Below are 20,410 nucleotides of genomic sequence, written 5' to 3' on the forward strand. Positions count from 1 at the left end.
TCTGGTCTTCCTCGGTTCTTTTTATCACCTTTCTACAAGTTAATCTGGCGGGTATAATCTTACTTTTCTGGAGGCAGATCCGATGGAACCTAGAGGGCTTATGGGTGGTTTTTACCGAATTTCCGAGTGGATCATGCGGTTATCGGTTATCAATGTATTATGGATCGTTTGTTCGATCCCGTTTATCTTCTTCGCCATTCCTTTGCTGACGGCAGGGGGCGGAACGGATGCTGAAATGCTCAGCCAGGTGTATATGACTTTGATTTTGATGGCGATTGTTGCGCCATTCACTTTATTTCCCGCAACTGCTGCCATGTTTGCGGTTGCACGGAAATGGGTAATGGGAGAAAGCGACGTCGCATTGTTCAAAACCTTCTTCCGCAGCTACAAAGATAACTATAAGCAAAGCATGCTGGGCGGTATTATTTATACGATACTGCTTGCCATTATGATTGTTGACTTTATTGTATATCGTGAACAATTGAATTTGCTTTCTTACATCTTTATTGCATTTTTGGTGCTTCTAATCGTATCGCTATTTAATTTTTTCTCGATGCTTGTCCACTATCATATGAAAACGTTTCAATTACTGAAAAATGCTATCCTTATTACGATTGGCAGGCCTTTCCGCTCGCTTTCGACTGCAATTATGGCAGGAGCTGTCATGTATTTCAGTACAAGGTTCACGTTTCTCATTCCGTTTTTTATGGGCAGTATCATCGCGTACTTATCCTTCTGGAACTTCTATCTGATCTATCAGAAGCTTCAAGACCAAGCGGAGAAAGCGCGATTGGCAGAGGAAGAGGAAGCGGAGAAGGCTGCCGAAATGGATCGTGAAGACTTGGTTAAGAGCGATTCTGACGGCACCAAGAAATAACAGCCGGCAGAAGTTTACTTTTGCTTTTGTTCGGTCTATAATAGCAATACCTCCTGCGATGCTCGTTACGGCTTTACGCTGTTTTGAACCAATGGCTGTTTCACGGGAGACCAATATCGAAGCGTAGCTGACATGCCCCCGAAAGGGGATCTCAAAAGCGGTTCTGCGGTCACCCACCTGCGTAAGCGGGTTCAGAAACATGTGAGTCGGACGGCATAGGCGGGTTCTCATTTTCAAATAAAGAGCATTTGCTGGATAAATCCAGTGATAGCTCTTTTTTCATTGGACAAATCATGGTATCATAAAGAGTAGTGTACATAGATGCCGGAGGGGGAGATCGTTTTTGTTGAAGCGGACCTTGATCGGGCTGCTGCGTAGTCATGAACAGACAGGCGACAGAGCTAAGGATCCAATGCTCAAATCTCATTTCTATAAGCTTTCGAAGGATAAGGCATGGGATGAAGTGATATCGACTCTTAAGAAGATGCAAGGTTACAAAGTGCTGCACGAGGTACAGTCCGTCGGTGAAATTGTACTTGAGAAGCGCACAGCATTCGGAAGAACGATGGACATAACGGTTTCCGTCATTAGTGTGAATCCGCTGCAATCGGCGGTGGATATTTATTCGGCTTCACGTGGCTCTTTAGGGGATCTAGGATCAAATTATAGAGTTGTTTTGGATTTGTATCGTACACTTGATAAGAAGCTTGCGGCTTTTAAAGTCAATAATTAATACATAAACAAAGCGAGGAAGGATGTCCTTCACTCGCTTTGTTTGTAGTATAAGTAAGATATGGATTATACGAGCGATTTTACCGCTTGAATCGCTTGCTCGTAATTCGGGTGCTCCGTCATTTCAGGCAAATATTCAACGTATTGAATCTTGTCGTTTGCATCGATGACGAAGATCGAACGTTGATTTAATCCAAGTTCTTTAATGTAGACGCCATACGACTCGCCGAAGCTGTGCGCTTTGTAATCCGAAAGCAATACAACTTTGTCGATGCCGGCTGCGCCGCACCAGCGTGATTGTGCGAATGGAAGATCAACGCTGACAGTAAGAACGACAACATTATCGCCAAGCGAGCCTGCTTCCTCGTTAAAACGGCGAGTTTGCGCATCGCATACGCCCGTGTCGATGGAAGGTACAACACTGATCAATTTGACTTTACCGGCATAATCCTTAAGGGATACCGTTTCTACGAGCGATTTGTTCAATGCGAAATCAGGAGCCTGATCTCCCGCTTTCAATTCAGGACCAACTAATGTGATCGGATTGCCTTTGAATGTGGCAGCTCCATTACGTTCTTGTGACATGTGTAAACTTCCTCCTCTGGATTATATGGTCAATACCAGCTTTATTATAATCGTAATGAAACGAACTTGTCCAATTATTGGAGAGGAAAGGGGATGGTGTTTTGATCTTCTTGCGATATGAGAGCTTCCGCTCTTATTTGCGGCTTTATCCTGTTACTGCTGCGGTTATCGCCTTGAATATTATTTATTTTATAATAGTTGCTTGGAGCGGTGATACGAATAATGTTAATCACTCCTATAAGTTCGGTGCTTTTGTTGCCAACTCCGCAGATGATCCATATGGTATAGTACAGCCTTGGCGCTACGTATCGTCCATTTTCATGCATGCCGGGTTTGAGCATCTTCTCTATAATATGTTTGCTTTGCTTATATTCGCGCCGCCGCTGGAGCGACTTCTGAAGTCTGCCCGATATGCCCTTTTTTATTTGTTATGCGGCATTGCTGGCAACGGGATGAGTACATTGGTGAATGTGATTGATGGCGGTCCTTATTCTCACATCGGTGTAGGAGCCTCTGGAGCGATTTATGGCGTCTACGGTGCGTATCTTTACATTTCCTTGTTCCGGAAAACACAGCTTGATGAGAGCTCGCGCAAAACGGTTTATACGATTTTAATATTTGGAGTAATCTATTCCTTGCTCGTGCCCAGAATCGATTTATGGGCTCATGTCGGAGGCGCTCTGGCTGGCTTCCTGCTTTACAACCTTTTTGATCGCAAGATGGCGCGTAAACAGCAGCATCGCACCTGAAAACTATATATACGGGAGAGAAACGAATAGGTATGGAACTTCGTCAGCTTCATTATTTCGTAAAAGTAGCAAAAAAAGAACATGTCACGCAGGCTGCTGAAGAGCTGCATGTTGCGCAATCGGCGGTGAGTCGGCAGATTCATCAGCTGGAGGAGGAGCTCGGCGTAAAGCTTTTTGTTCAAAAAGGCAGGAATTTGCAGCTTACGCCGGTCGGTCAGCTTTTTCTGAAACGTGCTGAGGTGATTTTGGCCGATCTGGAGAGGGCCGTTATTGAGATACACGAATTTCTTGATCCGGAGAAGGGCGAGATTAGACTTGGTTTCCCGCATAGTCTCGGTATTTCACTAATACCGCAGGTTGTGGCAGCATTCCGTAAGCAACACCCCAATGTAAAGTTTCGATTCAAGCAGGGGATGTATCCATCTCTTATCCGCGATATGATTAAGGGCGAGATTGACTTGGCATTTATTTCGCCATTTCCTGATGAACATGAATTTGTGTGCGGGGAAGTACTGCTCACGGAGGAGCTATACGCAATCGTGCCGCCAGGACATCGCTTATCCGAGGTGGAGTCCATCGAGCTTCAGGAGCTTCGGGATGAGATCTTTGTCCTGTTTAGTGAAGGTTATTCATTACGGCCGATCGTATGGGAGGCTTGCCAGGATGCCGGCTTTACGCCATGCATAGGATTTGAGGGCGAGGAAACGGATACGATTCGCGGCCTGGTTGCCGCGGGGATGGGTGTCAGCTTGCTGCCGGAGATGGCCTTGCACTATACGGGGCCGCTGCAGCCGGCCAAAGTGCGTGTCACAAAGCCTCAAGTAACAAGGACGATTGGTTTAATCAGGCGCTCTAATGAGAAGCTGCCGCATGTGGCAAGGGTATTTCATAGCTTTTTGCTTCGTTATTTTCAAGACCGAATATAATGATGTTTGGATATATACAAAGAGGAGCTGTTCCAGAGGTCTTTACAGACCGCTTTCGGACAGCTCCTCTTTCGCATGCAAATTTTCTATTATTCTTCTTGCCTGCTTCCGCCTACGAAGATCATGATGTACCTAATGAGCTCGAGCAAGGAGAGAAGAGCTGCTGCTACATAGGTTAACGCTGCTGCATTCAGAACCTTGGCGACTCCACGCTCCTCGTCGTTCGTAATGAAACCTTCGGCAATCATTATATCTCTTGCCCTGTTACTTGCATTAAACTCCACTGGGAGCGTAATGAGCTGGAACGCTACTGCTACCGAGAAAAATATAATGCCTAATCCGATTAAATTCATCGCCGAGAACAGAATGCCTGCGATGAATAGGAAAGGCGCGACGCCGGAAGCGAAATTCACGACCGGGAAAATACGGTGACGCAGTACGAGCATCGGATAATGCTCGGAGTGCTGGATAGCATGCCCAACCTCGTGACAAGCTACGGATACGGCTGAAATCGAGTTTTCATAATAAACGGGCTCTGATAAACGGACAACTCGGTGAATCGGATCGTAATGGTCAGTCAGAACGCCGCGTACGGGCTCGATCGGGATGTTATGCAGACCATTGGAATCAAGCATTCGTCTAGCAGCTTGGTAGCCCGTTAATCCGCTATTGGATTGTACCTTGGTCCATTTCTTAAACGTTCCTTTTACCCGGAATTGAGCCCATATCGTTAGAATAAAAGCCAAGATCGTTCCAATGAAAATGTACGTCATTGAGACATTCCTCCATAATTATGATGTAAAGAGATTGTTACATAAGGGAACTTTTATTGATGAGCAGCATGACCGCTTCCATGCAGGCGGCCGTTTGCGGCATCAGGCGCGTATAAAGGTGGTTAGCTTGACGCGGCTTAAGTTTATTGATTACGGGCTCAAGCTCCTTTACCTCGCGCTCCAGCTGGCTTATATGAAGCTGTAAATCGGTCAGCTTGCGGGAAACATGTTCCTCGGGCGAAATTTTGCTCCAGCTTTTTATTGTCGCCTTTATCTCTTCTAATGTATATTTATCTTTTTTCATTAGTTCAATACGTTCAAGTCTCTGCAAGGTTTCAGGAGCATAGAGCCGATAGTTTTTAGCCGAACGCTCTGCCGGCTCAATTAGGCCGATAGAAGTATAGTAATCAATTGTCCGCGGGCTAATGTTTGCAAGCTTGGACAGTTCCCCAATTCGATACATGATCATTTCCTCCGATCGTTCAATTTCCTACTTATCATGATAATAGTAAAGTGACCATACAGTCAAACGTGTTACACGGCTTTGTAATTATAAGTTTTCCTATGCAGCCAAGTAGGAATCTATGCTTATAATAAGCGAAAATGCGAAGAATGAGACTCTCAATTAGGTATTTTTGGTTATGATTTGTTCAAAATCCAAACGTTCGTGTTAGTTTTTGTGCCGAACGTTTGATTTTTTTAAAAAAATAGAAGAAAACATATTGTCAAAATGAGCACTACTGACTATAATGACATTAAGTCTTTCCTCACATGTAAGGAAACATAACACTTAGGGAGTGGTCGTAATGATTAAAAAAACGATATTAGCTTTAGGTATCTTCACCTTGCTATTTCCGGTAGCGGCGTTTGCAGAGGATCCATCAGCCGCAACGTTGAACATGGGTCTTAACTCTCTATGGGTTATGCTCTCATTCGTTCTTGTTCTGCTTATGCAAGGCGGATTTATTCTACTTGAAACAGGCTCGACACGCATGAAGAATGCGGGCCATGTTGCCGGCAAAACGATTTTCACGACAGGCTTAGCCGCACTTGTTTATTGGGCATTCGGTTACGGGATTGCATTCGGCGGCGACAGCGCAGTAAACGCATTGTTCGGATGGGGTAATTTCTTCTTCGATCCTTCTATTACGGCAAGTGAAGGCGACAATTATCCGAGCACTGTATTCTTCTTGTTTCAACTAGCATTTGCAGCGGTATCGCTATCGATCGCATGGGGCGGCTTTGCGGAAAGAGCAAAGCTTTCGTCCTACATCGTATTTACGTTATTTTTCGTAGCTATTATTTATCCTGTAGTTGCTCACTGGATCTGGGGCGGCGGTTGGCTGGCTGAAGATGGAGCGCAAGATTTCGCAGGCTCGACGGTCGTTCACCTAACTGGTGCGCTGGCGGCGTTCGTCGCTACAGTATTACTTAAACCTCGTATCGGCAAATTTAACAAAGACGGCTCCGCAAACGAAATTTTGGGCCATAATCAAGTATTCACTGCACTTTCCGTATTGCTGCTTTGGGTTGGTTGGTTTGGCTTCAACGCTGGCAGCACGGTCGCAATCGGCGACGGCTTTTTCGGATTCGTAGCTTTTAATACGATGCTTGGAGCAGGCGCGGGCGGCGTGGCAGCACTTCTTATTTCTTGGGCGGTTACAGGTAAAGCGGATATTACGACTATGCTTAACGGTACTCTTGCAGGTCTTGTTGCCATCACGGCATCCTGCGCATTCGTTGATCCTTGGGCGGCTGTCGTTATCGGGCTCGTAGCTGGCGTTCTTGTATTCTACAGCGTAAAGTTTTTCGAAAAAATCAAAGTCGACGATCCGATTTATGCATTGTCGGTTCACGGTATGGCTGGTATTTGGGGAACTCTCGCTAATGGTATCTTCGCTACACAAGCGCTTGCGGATAAAGTTGGTATCGGTACAGGCGGTTTGATCGACACAGGCAGCTGGAAGCAGCTTTGGGTACAATTCGAGTCAGTTGTTGTAGTTGGCGCGTTCGTACTTGCCGCTTCGTTCCTTATTCTTGGCGTTATGAAGCTTATTATTGGCTTCCGCGTCACAGAAGAGCAAGAAATTATCGGTCTTGACCTCAGCGAGCATGGCGCTTATGGTTACCCAGAGCAAATGAAAAAACCGGGCCATAACATTCAAAACTAATAAAATCGATTATATTGGGCTGACCGAGGGGAGAGAGCGAATGCATGAGTGATCCGGTGCGGTTGCAGCTGCTGAAGCAGATTGGTTCCGCCGATCATGTGGAAGGGCTGCGTAGCTTGCGGGATCAAGTACACGAGCAGATGGAAGCTCTTCTCCCAACGCATCCCGTCGAACAATTTAATGAACAAATAAACGAGGTGCACGATGCTGTCATACGGCGTTCGATTAACCTCGCGGAAGCGGAAATGGCACGGCTGGGGAAAGGTTCTCCCCCCGTGCCTTACGCGTATTTATTGTTCGGCAGCGGCGGTCGGAAAGAGCAGACATTATCAAGCGATCAAGACAGCGGCGTTGTCTATGAGGATCCAGTGTCTGATTCGGCGGATGTAAAGCAGTATTTTAAGGAGCTAAGTCAGATTATCGTTTCGAATCTGCAATCGGTTGGTTATCCGCCCTGTGAAGGAAATGTACTGAGCAGCAATTCGGAGTGGTGTTTATCGTTGTCGGAGTGGAGCCGTAAGCTGGATCATTGGTTTGACGAGCCCGCTTGGGAAGCGGTTCGTTATTTGCTTATCATAGCTGACGGCCGATGTATTTATGGGGAAAGCCGTCTGGTGGATGCACTGAAGGATTCATTTTTTACCGATATGCTTAACCATCCTATCATTTTGCAGAGGATGCTGGACAACACGCTGCGACATAAAGTGCTGGTCGGCATTTTTGGCCAATTATTGAAGGAGCGGTACGGTGAGGACGCTGGCAGCTTGGACATTAAATACGGCGCCTATATTCCTATGGTTAATTCGATTCGGCTTTTGTCGGTGCAAGTGGGTATTCGGGAAACGGCGACTTTGGATAGAATTGCAATGCTGGTAGAAGCCGGACAAATGTCAGAGTCTGATGCGGCAGTTTATAAGCAGGCATTCCGATTATTACTGCGATTGCGTTTAATGACAACCGAACAGAAGGAAGACGGCTTATATGCAAATAACGGCAAGTTATCTAGCCGTAAGCTGACGAAAGAAATGACGGATGAGTTGAAAAGCAGCCTGCGTTTGGGAAAGAAGCTGCAGCGAGCAGTATTCAAGCAAACAATGGGCAGGCTTACGTAAGGCGGTGGTAGAGGGATGAAGGATCAAAAAGGCGTCGGTCGGATGTGGAACCTATACAAAATGGGAGGATTTACGCCTGCCATCGCTTCTATGCTAGGCTCGCAAAATGCGCAGCAAATGGCATTTATTCGTAATGTCAATAAAGAGCAGCGTAAACAGTCTATGTTCGATATGCCGCTTCGGGAGCTTGAGGTTGTTGTGTTCGATCTTGAGACGACAGGTTTCTATCCGATGAACGGCGATGAAATCATATCGTTTGGCGCTGTAATGTTTCGGGGCGGCGAGCTGATTGAGAGCGAATCGTTTTATAGTCTCGTTAATCCAAAGAGGAAAATACCGAAGGCAATCATCGAATTAACGGGCATTACGAATGAAATGGTGCAGGATGCTCCTGATTTGATGCAGGTGCTTCATGACTTTATGGAATTTGTCGGCAGAAGGCTGCTTATCGCTCATGCTTCCGGTCACGATAAGCAGTTTCTGAACGCAGCGCTATGGCGAACCTCGAAGGTGAATCTTAACCACCGCGTTCTCGATACGATGATGGTAGCGAAGTGGCTGGAACCGAATCTTGATGGTTATAGTCTCGATGAGTTGCTGGATAATTGCTGTATCCCGATAACGCAGCGTCATCACGCTCTGCAGGATTCCATTATGACCGCCAAGCTGTGGCAAAATTATTTGGTACGGATCTTGGAAAGAAATATTACTACACTTGGTGATTTGTATGCTTATTTAAGCAAACACTAGCTGAAGAGGTTTAAATACACCTTGATCGCGCAGATATGGCTTTACTTGTGGAGCATGAATATCTTTCAATGAAACGATCCAATAGGTTAGCTCCGAAGCGGGCAGGAAACCTTCCGTGTCGCTCGATGAAGGGATTGCATCCGTTCGAGGATGAGAATGAAATAAGCCGACAAGGGATTGTCGGTTATTTTGCATGTCATAATAGGCGGCTGTCCATTCCGCGGGATCGAATGAAAAGGCGTAGGTTGGATTAATATGCGTATTTGTGATAGGAATTATCGTATCGACTATCGCATTAACGGAATAGACTTCCGAAAGAGGGGAAGAGCCTGACTGGGAAAAACGGCTTGCAAGTATGCCGCATGCTTCTCTTGGCTTCGCTTCCAAGCAAACCTGGAGTAGCCGGTCATATGCTTCTTTCGTAATGCAGCCTTTCGATTGCAGCTCATGCATGGAAATGCCCCCCTTCGTATCCATGGATAAGATTAGTATACCGAAATATCCCTATTCTTGCTAATCTTTCTTTAAATTCTTATAGCCAGCTGAATATCAAAGATAAAAGGTATGAAGATTCCTGCGCTTACCGAGAATAAAGGAATAACGATGGCAAGAAGGGGGATGGAGAAAACGAATGACATAAGGAAGCGGTCTCTGTCGTTAAACGTGACGTTTTTATGGCTAATGTGCCCTGAGCCTTGAGCTTCCATACTGTGCGTGATACCATTTAGGCAATTGAAATTACGAAAGAAGGATGGAATTTCATGAAACGCGTTATTACGCTTTTTACGATCGCATTTCTGTTTGCCGGTTTGGCTGTTTTTCAATATATGAACAATGATCCGAATGCGGTGACGATGGCCGCTCCTGCCGCCGACTTTAAACCGAAGGCCGATTACCGGGCCGCTGCCTTTAAGCTCACAGCGCTTGATGAGCAGTCATATCAGGTAGGGGGCAAGCAAAGCCGGTTAAGCTTCGTAAATTTTTGGGCGTCATGGTGCGGTCCGTGTGAGCTTGAAGCGCCCGATTTGCAGCGCCTGCACGCCAAATATGGAAATACCATTCAGATGTATGGCGTCAATGCGACGAAATACGATAAAGAACGCAATGCCAGAAATTTTGTGAATGAGTATGAGTTTGCGTTTCCGATTCTGATGGACCGAAAAGGGGATATAACTAAGCTGTACAAGGTCGATACTTTTCCAACGACCTTTCTCATAGATCGTGAAGGGATAATCAGAGAGAGAATCAACGGCGTTATTACTATCGAAGAGTGGGAACGTTTGATTAAGAAATGGATGTAAGGAAAAAAGAAGTGCCGCCAGAGCCGTTATTGACTAGACGGTTTTGGCGGCACTTATAGTTTAATGATTCACGAGCCCGATTCGATCCAGCGGATCGTTGTGGGTGCTGTCGATTTTGACCATATTAAGCAAGGCATAACGGATGCTGTCCACAAGCGCTTCCCAGCTTGCTTCGATGACGTTGTTGGAAACGCCGACCGTACTCCATGTGTTGTCGAGTCCTGTCGATTCAATGAGGACGCGTACTTTAGCAGCTGTAGCATCCTTCTCGTCGATGACGCGGACTTTATAATCCGAAAGATGAATATGCTCGATGTTCGGATAAAACTGTACGAGCGCCTTTCGGAGGGCGTTATCGAGCGCATTGACCGGTCCGTTGCCTTCGGCTGCCGTGTATACCTGTTGACCGTCAACATTGATTTTTACGATCGCTTCGGAAATCATTTGACCATTTGTTTTCTCTACGAGCATTTTGAAGGATTCCACTTTGAAGATTTCTTTTGCTACTCCACCGAAAGCTTCGCGAAGCAGCAGCTCCAAGGAGGCATCGGCACCCTCGAATTGATAGCCTTGATGCTCTAACTCTTTGATCTGATCCATGATTTTCTTTGTCTTCTCGTTGTTCGCGTTCACATCGAGACCAAGCTCCTGTGCTTTCGAGATTATATTGCTTTGCCCGGCAAGCTCGGAAACGAGAATGCGTTGCTTATTGCCGACGAGCTCTGGCTGAATATGCTCGTAGGTCTTCGAGTCCTTCATGATGGCCGAGACGTGTATGCCGCCCTTGTGGGCGAATGCGGCGTTGCCGACGTAGGCTTGACCGACAGGCATATGAACGTTAGCGATTTCGCTTACGTAACGTGCCGTTCCCGTTAAGGTGCGGAGCTTCTCCTCCGGTAAAACGTTATAGTTCATTTTGATTTGCAAATTCGGAATGATGGAACATAGGTTTGCGTTGCCGCAGCGTTCGCCGTAGCCGTTAATCGTGCCTTGCACCTGACGTGCACCTGCTTGTACGGCAGCTAAAGAATTCGCGACTGCAAGCTCGCAGTCATTGTGAGTGTGAATACCTACCGGTGTAGTAAGTTCATGAGAAACGCGGGATACGATCTCATGGATTTCTCCCGGCAGCGTACCACCGTTCGTATCGCAAAGCACGAGCCAGTTGGCGCCAGCGTCCTGCGCTTTTTTCAATACGGAGATCGCATATTCGGGATTGTTCTTGTAACCGTCGAAGAAATGCTCCGCATCAAACAAAGCTTCCATCCCGTTTCGTTTCAAGAACGCAACCGAGTCATAAATCATGGATAGATTTTCTTCAAGCGTCGTTTGCAAAGCGGTATGTACATGGAAATCCCATGATTTACCGACAAGGGTTGCTGCTGGAACGCCGGACTCGGCAATACGCACGAGGCTCGCATCCTGCTCGGCGAGACTGTTTTTGCGGCGGGTGCTGCCGAAAGCCGTAATTTTGGCGTTTAGGTTGAATGCTTTGATCCTTTGGAAAAATTCAATATCCTTGCTGTTGCTTCCCGGATTTCCGCCTTCAATATAGTGAACGCCCAAAGCGTCGAGCTTCTGGGCAATTTTTAGTTTGTCATCCGCCGATAGGCTGATTCCTTCACCTTGTGTACCGTCACGCAGCGTCGTATCAAAGATTGAAATGTTTGTTGTCATTATCGGGACGCCTCCTTCACTGATAGCCTTTTCAAATCATAATTTACTATTATAACACTTGTCGACCTGAAAGTAGAGAGGGTAACCGTATTTTTTGTTCTACAATTATGCTTCCGTTGACTTGACCCTATTGGAATTGTATGCTGGGGATGAATAAGCTTATGTAAGTTTTTGTTAGGAATAGGTGGTGCGGCACACGGTGATGTCAAATGTGAACAGGCAATATCCGGCAAAGGGCCGGGTTATTATTCATCTGGATATGAATGCTTTCTATTGCTCCGTGCATGAAGCGGAGGAACCTGAGAAATATAAGAACAGAGCGACGGCAGTTTCGGGCAGTATAGAGCAGCGCAAAGGCATACTCGTTACATGCTCATATGCGGCAAGGAAAAAAGGCATCAGAACAGGAATGACGGTACGGCAAGCGCTTAAGCTTTGTCCCGAGCTCATTTTGATCAAGCCTGATTTCGATCTGTACCGCAAATATTCACACGGCTTCATGGCGATAGCCCGCCAATACACGCCGCTCGTTGAATCTGTCTCGATCGATGAGTGCTACATGGATATAACCGGTTCAAAAATGTTTGGTTCGCCGCTTGAAATCGCGGAGAAGCTGCAGCAAAGGATTCAAACGGAATGGTCGTTGCCTTGCTCCATCGGCCTCGCCCCCAATAAGCTGCTCGCCAAGATGGCATCGGATATGAAGAAGCCGAACGGGCTCACCATACTGCGAATCCGAGACGTAAAAGACGTACTGTGGGATAGATCATGCGATACGCTGTTCGGGATTGGAAAAAAAACGGCTGAGAAATTGGGGAAGCTGAATATTCGCACCATCGGTCAGCTTGCAGGGACGGATGAAGCGGTGCTAATCAAGCATTTTGGCATCGTTGGATCCTGGATGAAGTTAGCGGCGCATGGTATCGATCATGCCGAGGTGAATCCCCATAGAGAGCGGAATAAATCGATCGGACATACGACAACGCTCCCGAATGACATTACAGCCAGAGAAGATGTATACCGCGTGCTGCTCAATTTGGCTGATCAGACCGGCCGCAGGCTGCGCAGGCAGAAGCTGGTTGCTGCAACGATACAGATTACAATACGCAAGCCCGATATGACGACGATTGCCCGCTCTAACACGCTTGAGGCTCCAACACAGTCGACCGATGATTTTTATAGAGAAGCTTGTAAGCTGTACGACAGGCATTGGAGAAACGGAGAGCCCATTCGTTTGCTTGGCGTTACGCTGCAAAATTTAACTCTGCTCGATGAATCGGCCTTGCAGCTCGATTTGTTCAGCTATGAGCAGCAGCCGCGTAAAGAGGCACTGACGAAAGCGGTGGATCAACTGAGGGATAAGTTTGGCGAGGGTGCCGTACTGACCGCGGGAATGCTGGGGGACGACCCGTCAACCTTAATAAGGAACAAACGAATTCGAGGTACGTCCTTGCAAAAGGATGATAGTTTGTTATATATTGATGAGTGAAGCTTGTTTGTATAGGAACGAGATTATTCCGTATATTTATTTGGGAGGGAATTTCCATGGGTAAGTTTACTTGGGTAGAAAAAGATACGTGCATCGCTTGTGGAGCTTGCGGAGCTACAGCTCCTGACATTTATGATTACGATGATGAAGGTATTGCAGAAGTCATTTATAAAAATGACGGAAACAAAGGCAATACGGAAATTCCTGAAGATTTGTATGACGATTTGCAGGATGCTGCCGACGGCTGCCCGACTGATTCGATCAAAATTGCCGACGAGCCATTCGATAACTAATGCTTTATAGCAACATGAAGCTCCTCTTCGCTGGCGCTAGCCGCCTAAGAGGAGCTTCTTTGTGCGCCCATACATAATATGGGCTGTTTTTATAAGCAGTTGAGTGAAGCAGAATTCAAGAGGTAAGGATCAGAAGGACAGAGACCGCGATTACGACGACGCCGACAATAGAGCCGATCCAGATTAGAGCCCTTTTGTTCATTTCTTCCTTCGGTTTTGCTTTCATCGTTGCGGGTTTTCTTTTCGCTGCGCTCATCGATAATCAACCTTTCTATTTCAAAGTTAAGATTAGTATTCTTTCATTGTAATCGTTTTCTAGAAAAGCCGCAATATTGCCGGGGAGGCTTGCCGCAGGCGTGCGGGCTCTTTTCTTTTTGTTTCAAAAAAGATAAACTGTCAGATAGAACATACATCTGAGAACGGAGTGAGCAGGTTGCTTTATTCTTCTATACTAAAGCCTATTTTTTTTCGAATGGATCCGGAGAAAGCCCATCACGTCGTCATTGACGGGCTGTCCGCCGCAGGTAAGGTGCCCGGTCTAAACGGGTTAATGCATGCTATGTACGGCGTAGCAAAGTCGCCGGAGCTTGCAACTGAGCTGTTCGGACTGCAATTTCCTCATCCGGTCGGTCTTGCTGCGGGCCTCGACAAAAACGGCAAGGCAGCCGACGGCTTCTCAAGCATTGGTTTTGGTTTCGCCGAGGTAGGGACAGTCACGCCGAAGGGACAAGCCGGCAACGAGCAGCCAAGGCTATTCCGGTTACCGCCTGATGAGGCGCTCATTAATCGCATGGGCTTTAATAACGACGGCACGGCCGCAATGGCGGAACGTCTGGCGCGTCGAAAAATATCGCGTATTCCGATCGCCGTAAACATCGGCAAAAACAAAACGACGCCAAATGAATTGGCGCATGAGGATTATCAGGCCTGTATTCGTGATTTGTATACATATGGTGATTTTTTCGTCGTAAACATCAGTTCTCCCAATACTCCTGATTTGCGGGATTTGCAGCATGGGGAAGAACTGAAAAATTTACTTGGCGCCGTAAGAGAAGAAATGGGTGCGCAAGCGGCGAAAATAGGAACGAAAACAAAGCCAGTGCTTGTGAAAATTGCCCCGGATATGACCGATGAACAGCTGGAGCTTACTGTAGACAGCATTATGGAAAGCGGCGTATCCGGCATTATCGCAACGAACACGACTCTATCCCGCTCGGGGCTTAAGCATTCGAATGCAAAAGAATCGGGCGGACTAAGCGGCAAGCCTCTGCGTGACCGCTCGACCGATGTTATACGCGCCGTTTACCGCCAAACTGGCGGGCAGCTGCCCATTATTGGTTCAGGCGGCATCTTTACGCCACAAGATGCATACGATAAAATCCGTGCCGGAGCAGCCTTGGTCGAAATTTATACGGCTCTTATTTATAAAGGACCGGGATTGCTTAGAGAGCTGACGAACGGATTAAAGGAATGTTTACATAAGGATGGCTACCGCAATATTGCCGAAGCAGTAGGCGCAGATCATCGTTAAGAACAGGAGGCGGCCGGATGGACGGTAGAGACTGGAATCTTTTTTTACAGCCTTATGAACAAGCGGTGGAAGAACTGAAAGTAAAGTTTAAAACGATGAGGGTTGAATTGAAGATTAGAGAATCTTATGCACCGATAGAATTTGTCACCGGCCGGGTCAAGCGAATATCCAGCATTTTAGAGAAGGCCAAGCGTCTGAATGTACCGTCCGATCAGTTGGATACGGGTATAGAGGATATCGCGGGCATTCGCATAATGTGCCAGTTTGTGGATGATATTCATCGCGTAGCCAGCTTGATTCGTACGCGTAAGGATCTTTCGCTCGTATACGAGAAGGATTACATTACGAACTTCAAGGACAGCGGCTACCGCAGTTACCATATGATCGTAGAATACCCGGTTCAAACGGCTCTAGGCTACAAAATCGTACTCGCCGAAATTCAAATTCGCACGCTGGCCATGAATTTTTGGGCAACGATCGAGCATTCCTTGAATTATAAGTTTAAGGAAAGCTTGCCGGATGATGTACGCAACCGATTGAAAAAAGCGGCGGAGGCGGCAGCGCAGCTCGATTCGGAAATGACGAACATCCGCAAGGAAATTCTCGATGCCCAGACGGAATTCGAAGAGCAATCCAACGTCGTATCAAAGGTTTTGAGCGGTATCCAGGATTTGTATTTCTATCATCGCGTGCGGGAGGCAGCACAGTTCCAGATGAAATTCAATGAACAATTCGAGAAAGAGGATTACCAAGGGCTGAGTCAGCTCTCTCTCGATATTCAAGCCGCGATCGGTAAAGCCAAGAAAGCGAATCAAAGTTAAACGGCAATGGTGAAATAAAGAGCAGTCTCTAACGGCCGACGGCCTAGAGACTGCTCTTTATTGGTTAGTCGATGATTTCGTCAAGACGGGTCGCTTGATTTTTTCGGTTTATATTTAGCGTCTATTTCTTCCCGTATTTCGTCGATGGTCTTGCCTTGCTTGCTTAAAGCGATAACGTCCTCCATTTCTTTCTTGCAAATGCCGCAGCTCGTGCTGTGATTTGTCCAGGTCACGCTGCCTTCATCTGCCGGGTGCTCCGCCAAATAGCAGCGCAGAAGAGAGTCATGGGGTGTTTCTACGGCGAGTCCGTCCGCGCAGCCGCAATAGCACGTTATTCCGCTCATCAAGTGCGCGTGGTCATGGACCTCACTGTATAGCTTGCTTGTATGAGGGGTATAGTCAGATAAGAAGGAGGGCAGCTGATCATATGACGAAGTCGTCTCCCAGGTTTCGGAGCCGTGCATATGCTGGGCGCCGGCCTCGTCATCGCCCGATAAGCCGCAAGCGGTCAGCAAGGTAATGAATGCAAATGCCAGCAGCATGGCATACATAATCCCGCGGTTTCGCGCGCTGATCCGATCTGCTCCAACTTGTTCGGCAGCCTGCTCTTCAGTTAGCCGCTGACGCTTCATCATTGCGGATCAGCTCCCGAATATTTGTTGAAGAATGCCTTGTAATCATTCAATGAATAACCGGATGTCGTGCCTTCTGCAGCAAGGCCGCCTTCCAATTTGTCGACCTGAACGCCTTCCTTGAAGTAAGCGAGCGTCGGCGTGTACTCGACATTGTATTTGTTGAAGTAAGTTGGAAATTCGCGCAAGTTAAACTGTGGAAGCTCGATGCCGAGCTCCTCTGCAAGCGGCATTAGCTTCGGTGTCGTATTCTGGCAATGCATGCAGTCGGACGCATATAAGTAGACGAAGAAATCTTCTTTATCTGCCACCATACTGTCCAGCTCTGCGGGTAATATGATATTCTGGTAGTTAGGGTCATCCAGCTGCTTGCGCGTTTCCGGGTTCAATTCGGAGACGGGCTTGTCGTACAAGGCATTTACCTTGCCGCTGTTGTTAAGCACGAAAATAAAACCGAATAATAATATGACGATTCCGATATAAACGTAAATCATTTTAACTTTCTTTTTCTTTTTCATTTGTGAGACTACCTCCGAAACGAGTTTAAGATGGACAGATTGGTTTCTATACAGATTGTCCTAACTTTTATATATTATATAACAAAGCCGCATGACTATGTAAGTGCAGAGACATCGATGGCTATGGGCTGGAGGAAATCAGCATGATCGGCAATTTGCCGCTAAATTTTACTGCAAAAATGGAAAAGCTGCTTGGAGAGGAATTTGACGATTTTATGTCCTCCTATGCCGCGCCGCGCGTATACGGTCTTCGAATCAACCGATTAAAACTGAATATGGAAGAATGGAAAGGGATGTCTCCGCTGTCAGCGGATGTTAGTCCGATCCCGTGGGCTGAGGATGGGCTTTATTATAAGGAAGGCGAGCGGCCCGGCAAGCATCCGCATTATCACGCCGGCCTTTATTATATTCAAGAACCGAGCGCGATGGCGCCGGTTGAATTGCTTGATGTAAGGCCGGGACAGCGAGTGCTCGATCTATGTGCCGCTCCCGGCGGCAAGTCGACGCAAATAGCGGCAAAGCTGCAGGGCGGCGGCGTGCTTGTCACTAATGATAACGCAAGGGAACGTACGAAGGCGTTAGCGAAAAATATCGAACTGGCGGGCGTCCGCAACGCGGTTGTAATGAATGAGGAGCCGGCCGCGCTCGCGCCGGTCTTCACGGAATGGTTCGATCGAATCCTTATAGATGCCCCTTGCTCCGGTGAAGGCATGTTTCGGAAAGATGAATCTATGATTGCCGAGTGGGAAAAGCACTCCGTCGAACGATGCTCGCTTATGCAGTGTGATATTTTAAGACATGCCGCTTCGATGCTTGCCCCCGGCGGATTAATGGTCTATTCGACTTGCACTTTTTCACCGGAAGAAAACGAGCAGCAAATCGCTTCGTTTCTTTCCGGGCATACGGATTTTCAGGTTGTACCGATTGTCCATGGTTTTGGTTGGAATGCAGGCAGACCGGATTTGATAGCGAAGGCGACGCAGCTTGATGGAGCCCGTTTGCAAAGCATTGAAGGTACTGTCAGGTTATGGCCGCATCGGATTGAAGGGGAAGGGCATTATGCGGCCGTGCTGCGGCGTGATGGGGCAAACACAGATATAAATCATCTTTTGGAGTCAGCCGTTTCCGAAGAAGAGCCTGCTAAAGCCCGCCATGCCGGTGCGGCAATTAGCATTAGACGGTCAAATGAAAAGCGCTATGACCAAAGAGAAGAGCGCCGAGCAGCGAAGCTTCAGACGAAAAAGGAATGGCAGAATGCAGGTTTAAAGCAATCAGCAAGCAAGAAAGAATACAAAACCAGGAGCGTCTTGGATGAAGAGCAGCCAATTGACCTATGGCGTCAACAAGCGGAGCATTTTGCTTACGGCGCATTAGCATGGACGGGTCAAGTGGTTGCATATGGTTCAAGAGTTTATATACAGCCGAACAATATGCCTTCGTTAGACGGACTGCGGGTAGTGAGAGCAGGCTGGTATGTCGGGGAAGCGGGCAGGGGGCGGATCGAACCTTCCCATCCATTGGCAATGGGGCTTAAGCGTGAGGAGGCCGTGCGATCAGTCAATTGGAGCTCGAATGACCCGCAGACGCTTCGTTATTTACGCGGAGAAACGTTATTTGTGGAGGAGTCGGAGATCGTCATAAAGGATGGTGCAGCAGCGAAAGGATATGTGCTCATTTGTACAGACGGTCACCCGATCGGTTGGGGGAAGTACGCAGAAGGCATGATTAAAAACGAGCTGCCGGCAGGATGGAGATGGATATAGAATGAGTAATCGAATACGAATCGATAAGCTGCTGGCCCACATGGGAATCGGAACGAGAAGCGAAATCAAAAAGGCTGTCAAGCAGGGCAAGGTGTCGGTAAACGGAAAGGTGATCAAGGATAGCGGGCTAATCGTTGAGACGGAGCAGACCGAGATAGCTTTTGAAAATGCACCTGTCGTTTATCGGGATATCGTCTATTTTATGATGAATAAACCGGAGGGCGTCATATCGGCTACCGAGGATGCTCGCGAGCGTACCGTCATCGATTTGCTGAAGCCGGAGGATCGGCTGCGTGATCCGTTTCCTGTCGGCCGTCTGGATAAGGATACAGTAGGCTTATTGCTGCTCACGAATGACGGGCAGCTTGCTCATGAGCTCTTATCGCCGCGCAAGCATGTCGCCAAAACGTACGAAGCGCTTGTGAGAGGCGATGTCGGCGACCGGGATAAGCAGTCGTTCGCAGCGGGGGTAACGTTAGATGACGGTTATGTCACGATGGCAGCAGAGCTTCACGTAAAGAGTCGCGAGAATCGGGAAGATAGCGTCTATTCAACTATTTCACTTACGATCATGGAAGGCAAGTTTCACCAAGTGAAAAGAATGTTTGAGGCCATCGGAAAAAAAGTCGTACACTTAAAGCGTGTTTCAATGGGACCGCTTCTATTGGATGAGTCACTGCCCGAGGGAGCATACAGGGAATTAACGGAGGAAGAGATAGAGCGGCTTCGCATGCATAAACGATAGAACAGGAGTGGGAGCATGAGCTTGAAGTATGATTTAATCGCATTAGATGTCGATGGCACGCTGCTGAGGGATGACCATGTGCTGACCGATGGGATTAGGGACTCCGTAAGGGAGGCAGCGAGCCGGGGAGCTCAAATTGTATTATGCACGGGGCGCGGACCGTCAGGAGCCATTCCTGTGCTCGAGCAGCTCGGGCTCGGCGGCACGGTAATTACGCATAATGGCGCAGCTACGATCAATGCGGATGACCGCTCGGTCGTGCACCAATTCGATATGGTGCCTGACCATTTGCTGGACTTTATCCATTATTGCCGTGAGCATGGCATTCATTATGATTTGAATACGGCATTCGAAATGATGGTGGAAAATATGACGCCGGAAGCCGAAAGCATGTATGTCCATTATCAAGCGAAGCCGTCGATTTGGAATTTTCACGACGGATTGCCGACAGGCTTAGTGAAGTTTACCGTCTTCGGCAACAAAGAGAAAATGGACATGGTGCAAGCGGAATGGGCGGGCTGGCCGCCGCTTCTGAAGTCGATTCGGAGCGGGGATTTTTTTATTGATGTGCATCATGCGGAGGCGAATAAAGGAAGAGCGCTGCAGCAACTGGCGGAAATTCGCGGAATAGCTCCCAGCCGAATACTGGCAATCGGTAATTATTACAACGATATTACGATGCTCCAATATGCCGGTATGGGTATCGCTATGGGAAATTCGCCGGAAAAGGTTAAGCAAGCAGCCAATGCTGTCGCGCTATCGAATAGCGAAGATGGCGTGGCCGCGGCTTTGCGCGAGTACGCTTGGAGCTGAATACAATAGTGCGCCAGTTGCGGAACGAAGAAAGCAGCAGTGGCCAAAAAATAAAATAATCTGGACCCTATGTCAAGGACACTTAAAAAAAGAGTGGTATTGAACAATTAGGAAACCAATAATAGATGATTCCTGTACTGAACAGGGGTCAT

At 47.5% G+C, this 20,410-nt stretch carries 23 protein-coding genes and 1 other RNA gene; 16 read left to right on the plus strand and 8 right to left on the minus strand.

The features are described from left to right. The first annotated feature begins 82 nt into the window (after nt 1–82). The 3 genes from L1N85_RS10125 to L1N85_RS10135 all read left to right on the plus strand — a co-directional run bounded on the left by L1N85_RS10125 (nt 83) and on the right by L1N85_RS10135 (nt 1,610). Nucleotides 83–877, plus strand: a complete 795-nt coding sequence (locus tag L1N85_RS10125; RefSeq protein ID WP_235237440.1) for a YesL family protein — start codon at nt 83–85, stop codon at nt 875–877. Between the two features lie 47 nt (nt 878–924). Beyond that, nucleotides 925–1,107: non-coding RNA, 6S RNA (gene ssrS, locus L1N85_RS10130), on the plus strand. Nucleotides 1,108–1,220: 113 nt separating this feature from the next. Further along, nucleotides 1,221–1,610: a DUF1499 domain-containing protein gene (locus L1N85_RS10135; RefSeq protein ID WP_235237441.1), complete on the plus strand. Its 390-nt coding sequence runs from the start codon at nt 1,221–1,223 to the stop codon at nt 1,608–1,610. A 65-nt stretch (nt 1,611–1,675) separates the two neighbouring features. Here the strand turns inward: L1N85_RS10135 and tpx are convergent, their stop codons facing one another. Then, entirely contained in the window at nt 1,676–2,194 is a 519-nt protein-coding gene (gene tpx / locus L1N85_RS10140) for a thiol peroxidase (RefSeq protein WP_235237442.1), read from the minus strand. A 101-nt stretch (nt 2,195–2,295) separates the two neighbouring features. Here tpx and L1N85_RS10145 point away from each other — a divergent pair, with 101 nt between their 5' ends. Together L1N85_RS10145 and L1N85_RS10150 are read left to right on the plus strand one after the other, a co-directional pair. Further along, nucleotides 2,296–2,943, plus strand: coding sequence for a rhomboid family intramembrane serine protease (locus tag L1N85_RS10145; protein WP_235237443.1), 648 nt, complete (start codon nt 2,296–2,298; stop codon nt 2,941–2,943). Between the two features lie 32 nt (nt 2,944–2,975). Further along, the gene (locus L1N85_RS10150) at nt 2,976–3,869 is read left to right on the plus strand and encodes a LysR family transcriptional regulator (protein ID WP_235237444.1); all 894 of its coding nucleotides are present in this window, start codon (nt 2,976–2,978) and stop codon (nt 3,867–3,869) included. 89 nt (nt 3,870–3,958) lie between these two features. Here the strand turns inward: L1N85_RS10150 and L1N85_RS10155 are convergent, their stop codons facing one another. Further along, a complete protein-coding gene (locus L1N85_RS10155) occupies nt 3,959–4,642 on the minus strand; it encodes a zinc metallopeptidase (RefSeq protein WP_235237445.1) in 684 nt (227 codons plus the stop codon). Between the two features lie 37 nt (nt 4,643–4,679). After that, entirely contained in the window at nt 4,680–5,111 is a 432-nt protein-coding gene (locus L1N85_RS10160) for a MerR family transcriptional regulator (RefSeq protein WP_235237446.1), read from the minus strand. Nucleotides 5,112–5,448: 337 nt separating this feature from the next. Between L1N85_RS10160 and L1N85_RS10165 the strand changes: the two genes are divergently transcribed. Genes L1N85_RS10165 through L1N85_RS10175 form a run of 3 tightly spaced genes read left to right on the plus strand, consistent with a single transcriptional unit; the run spans nt 5,449 to nt 8,675 of the window. Continuing rightward, complete coding sequence (locus L1N85_RS10165) at nt 5,449–6,813, plus strand: ammonium transporter (protein WP_235237447.1); 1,365 nt, start codon at nt 5,449–5,451, stop codon at nt 6,811–6,813. A 44-nt stretch (nt 6,814–6,857) separates the two neighbouring features. Next, nucleotides 6,858–7,925 carry a DUF294 nucleotidyltransferase-like domain-containing protein gene (locus tag L1N85_RS10170; protein ID WP_235237448.1) on the plus strand — a complete coding sequence of 356 codons (1,068 nt, stop codon included), beginning with the start codon at nt 6,858–6,860 and terminating at the stop codon, nt 7,923–7,925. A 15-nt stretch (nt 7,926–7,940) separates the two neighbouring features. Further along, a complete protein-coding gene (locus L1N85_RS10175; RefSeq protein ID WP_235237449.1) occupies nt 7,941–8,675 on the plus strand; it encodes a 3'-5' exonuclease in 735 nt (244 codons plus the stop codon). On the opposite strand, the gene L1N85_RS10180 is transcribed toward L1N85_RS10175, so the two are convergent. Continuing rightward, entirely contained in the window at nt 8,661–9,128 is a 468-nt protein-coding gene (locus L1N85_RS10180) for a Mov34/MPN/PAD-1 family protein (RefSeq protein ID WP_235237450.1), read from the minus strand. The genes L1N85_RS10175 and L1N85_RS10180 overlap by 15 nt on opposite strands. A gap of 308 nt (nt 9,129–9,436) precedes the next feature. Here L1N85_RS10180 and L1N85_RS10185 point away from each other — a divergent pair, with 308 nt between their 5' ends. Next, the gene (locus tag L1N85_RS10185; RefSeq protein WP_235237451.1) at nt 9,437–9,976 is read left to right on the plus strand and encodes a TlpA family protein disulfide reductase; all 540 of its coding nucleotides are present in this window, start codon (nt 9,437–9,439) and stop codon (nt 9,974–9,976) included. 60 nt (nt 9,977–10,036) lie between these two features. On the opposite strand, the gene cimA is transcribed toward L1N85_RS10185, so the two are convergent. Further along, nucleotides 10,037–11,653, minus strand: a complete 1,617-nt coding sequence (cimA, locus tag L1N85_RS10190) for a citramalate synthase (RefSeq protein WP_235237452.1) — start codon at nt 11,651–11,653, stop codon at nt 10,037–10,039. Between the two features lie 202 nt (nt 11,654–11,855). Here cimA and L1N85_RS10195 point away from each other — a divergent pair, with 202 nt between their 5' ends. Continuing rightward, nucleotides 11,856–13,142, plus strand: a complete 1,287-nt coding sequence (locus L1N85_RS10195) for a DNA polymerase IV (protein WP_235237468.1) — start codon at nt 11,856–11,858, stop codon at nt 13,140–13,142. Nucleotides 13,143–13,198: 56 nt separating this feature from the next. Continuing rightward, nucleotides 13,199–13,435, plus strand: a complete 237-nt coding sequence (locus tag L1N85_RS10200) for a ferredoxin (protein WP_235237453.1) — start codon at nt 13,199–13,201, stop codon at nt 13,433–13,435. Between the two features lie 115 nt (nt 13,436–13,550). Here the strand turns inward: L1N85_RS10200 and L1N85_RS10205 are convergent, their stop codons facing one another. Next, nucleotides 13,551–13,691, minus strand: a complete 141-nt coding sequence (locus tag L1N85_RS10205; protein ID WP_235237454.1) for a hypothetical protein — start codon at nt 13,689–13,691, stop codon at nt 13,551–13,553. A gap of 177 nt (nt 13,692–13,868) precedes the next feature. On the opposite strand from L1N85_RS10205, the gene L1N85_RS10210 reads away from it, so the two are divergent. Beyond that, nucleotides 13,869–14,966 (plus strand): quinone-dependent dihydroorotate dehydrogenase, encoded by a 1,098-nt coding sequence (locus L1N85_RS10210; RefSeq protein WP_235237455.1) that lies wholly within the window; start codon nt 13,869–13,871, stop codon nt 14,964–14,966. Between the two features lie 17 nt (nt 14,967–14,983). After that, nucleotides 14,984–15,787 (plus strand): GTP pyrophosphokinase, encoded by an 804-nt coding sequence (locus L1N85_RS10215; RefSeq protein WP_235237456.1) that lies wholly within the window; start codon nt 14,984–14,986, stop codon nt 15,785–15,787. Nucleotides 15,788–15,867: 80 nt separating this feature from the next. Here L1N85_RS10215 and L1N85_RS10220 read toward each other — a convergent pair whose 3' ends face one another. After that, nucleotides 15,868–16,422 carry a PCYCGC domain-containing protein gene (locus L1N85_RS10220; RefSeq protein ID WP_235237457.1) on the minus strand — a complete coding sequence of 185 codons (555 nt, stop codon included), beginning with the start codon at nt 16,420–16,422 and terminating at the stop codon, nt 15,868–15,870. Beyond that, nucleotides 16,419–16,937: a thioredoxin family protein gene (locus L1N85_RS10225; RefSeq protein WP_235237458.1), complete on the minus strand. Its 519-nt coding sequence runs from the start codon at nt 16,935–16,937 to the stop codon at nt 16,419–16,421. The genes L1N85_RS10220 and L1N85_RS10225 overlap by 4 nt, the downstream gene beginning before the upstream one ends. 143 nt (nt 16,938–17,080) lie before the next feature. Here L1N85_RS10225 and L1N85_RS10230 point away from each other — a divergent pair, with 143 nt between their 5' ends. Genes L1N85_RS10230 through L1N85_RS10240 form a run of 3 tightly spaced genes read left to right on the plus strand, consistent with a single transcriptional unit; the run spans nt 17,081 to nt 20,258 of the window. Further along, a complete protein-coding gene (locus tag L1N85_RS10230) occupies nt 17,081–18,700 on the plus strand; it encodes an RsmB/NOP family class I SAM-dependent RNA methyltransferase (RefSeq protein WP_235237459.1) in 1,620 nt (539 codons plus the stop codon). 1 nt (nt 18,701) lies between these two features. Further along, complete coding sequence (locus L1N85_RS10235; RefSeq protein WP_235237460.1) at nt 18,702–19,445, plus strand: pseudouridine synthase; 744 nt, start codon at nt 18,702–18,704, stop codon at nt 19,443–19,445. Nucleotides 19,446–19,460: 15 nt separating this feature from the next. Next, nucleotides 19,461–20,258, plus strand: a complete 798-nt coding sequence (locus tag L1N85_RS10240; protein WP_235237461.1) for a Cof-type HAD-IIB family hydrolase — start codon at nt 19,461–19,463, stop codon at nt 20,256–20,258. Nucleotides 20,259–20,410: the final 152 nt, after the last annotated feature.

The organism is Paenibacillus alkaliterrae (assembly GCF_021532375.1).
GTDB lineage: Bacteria > Bacillota > Bacilli > Paenibacillales > Paenibacillaceae > Pristimantibacillus > Pristimantibacillus alkaliterrae.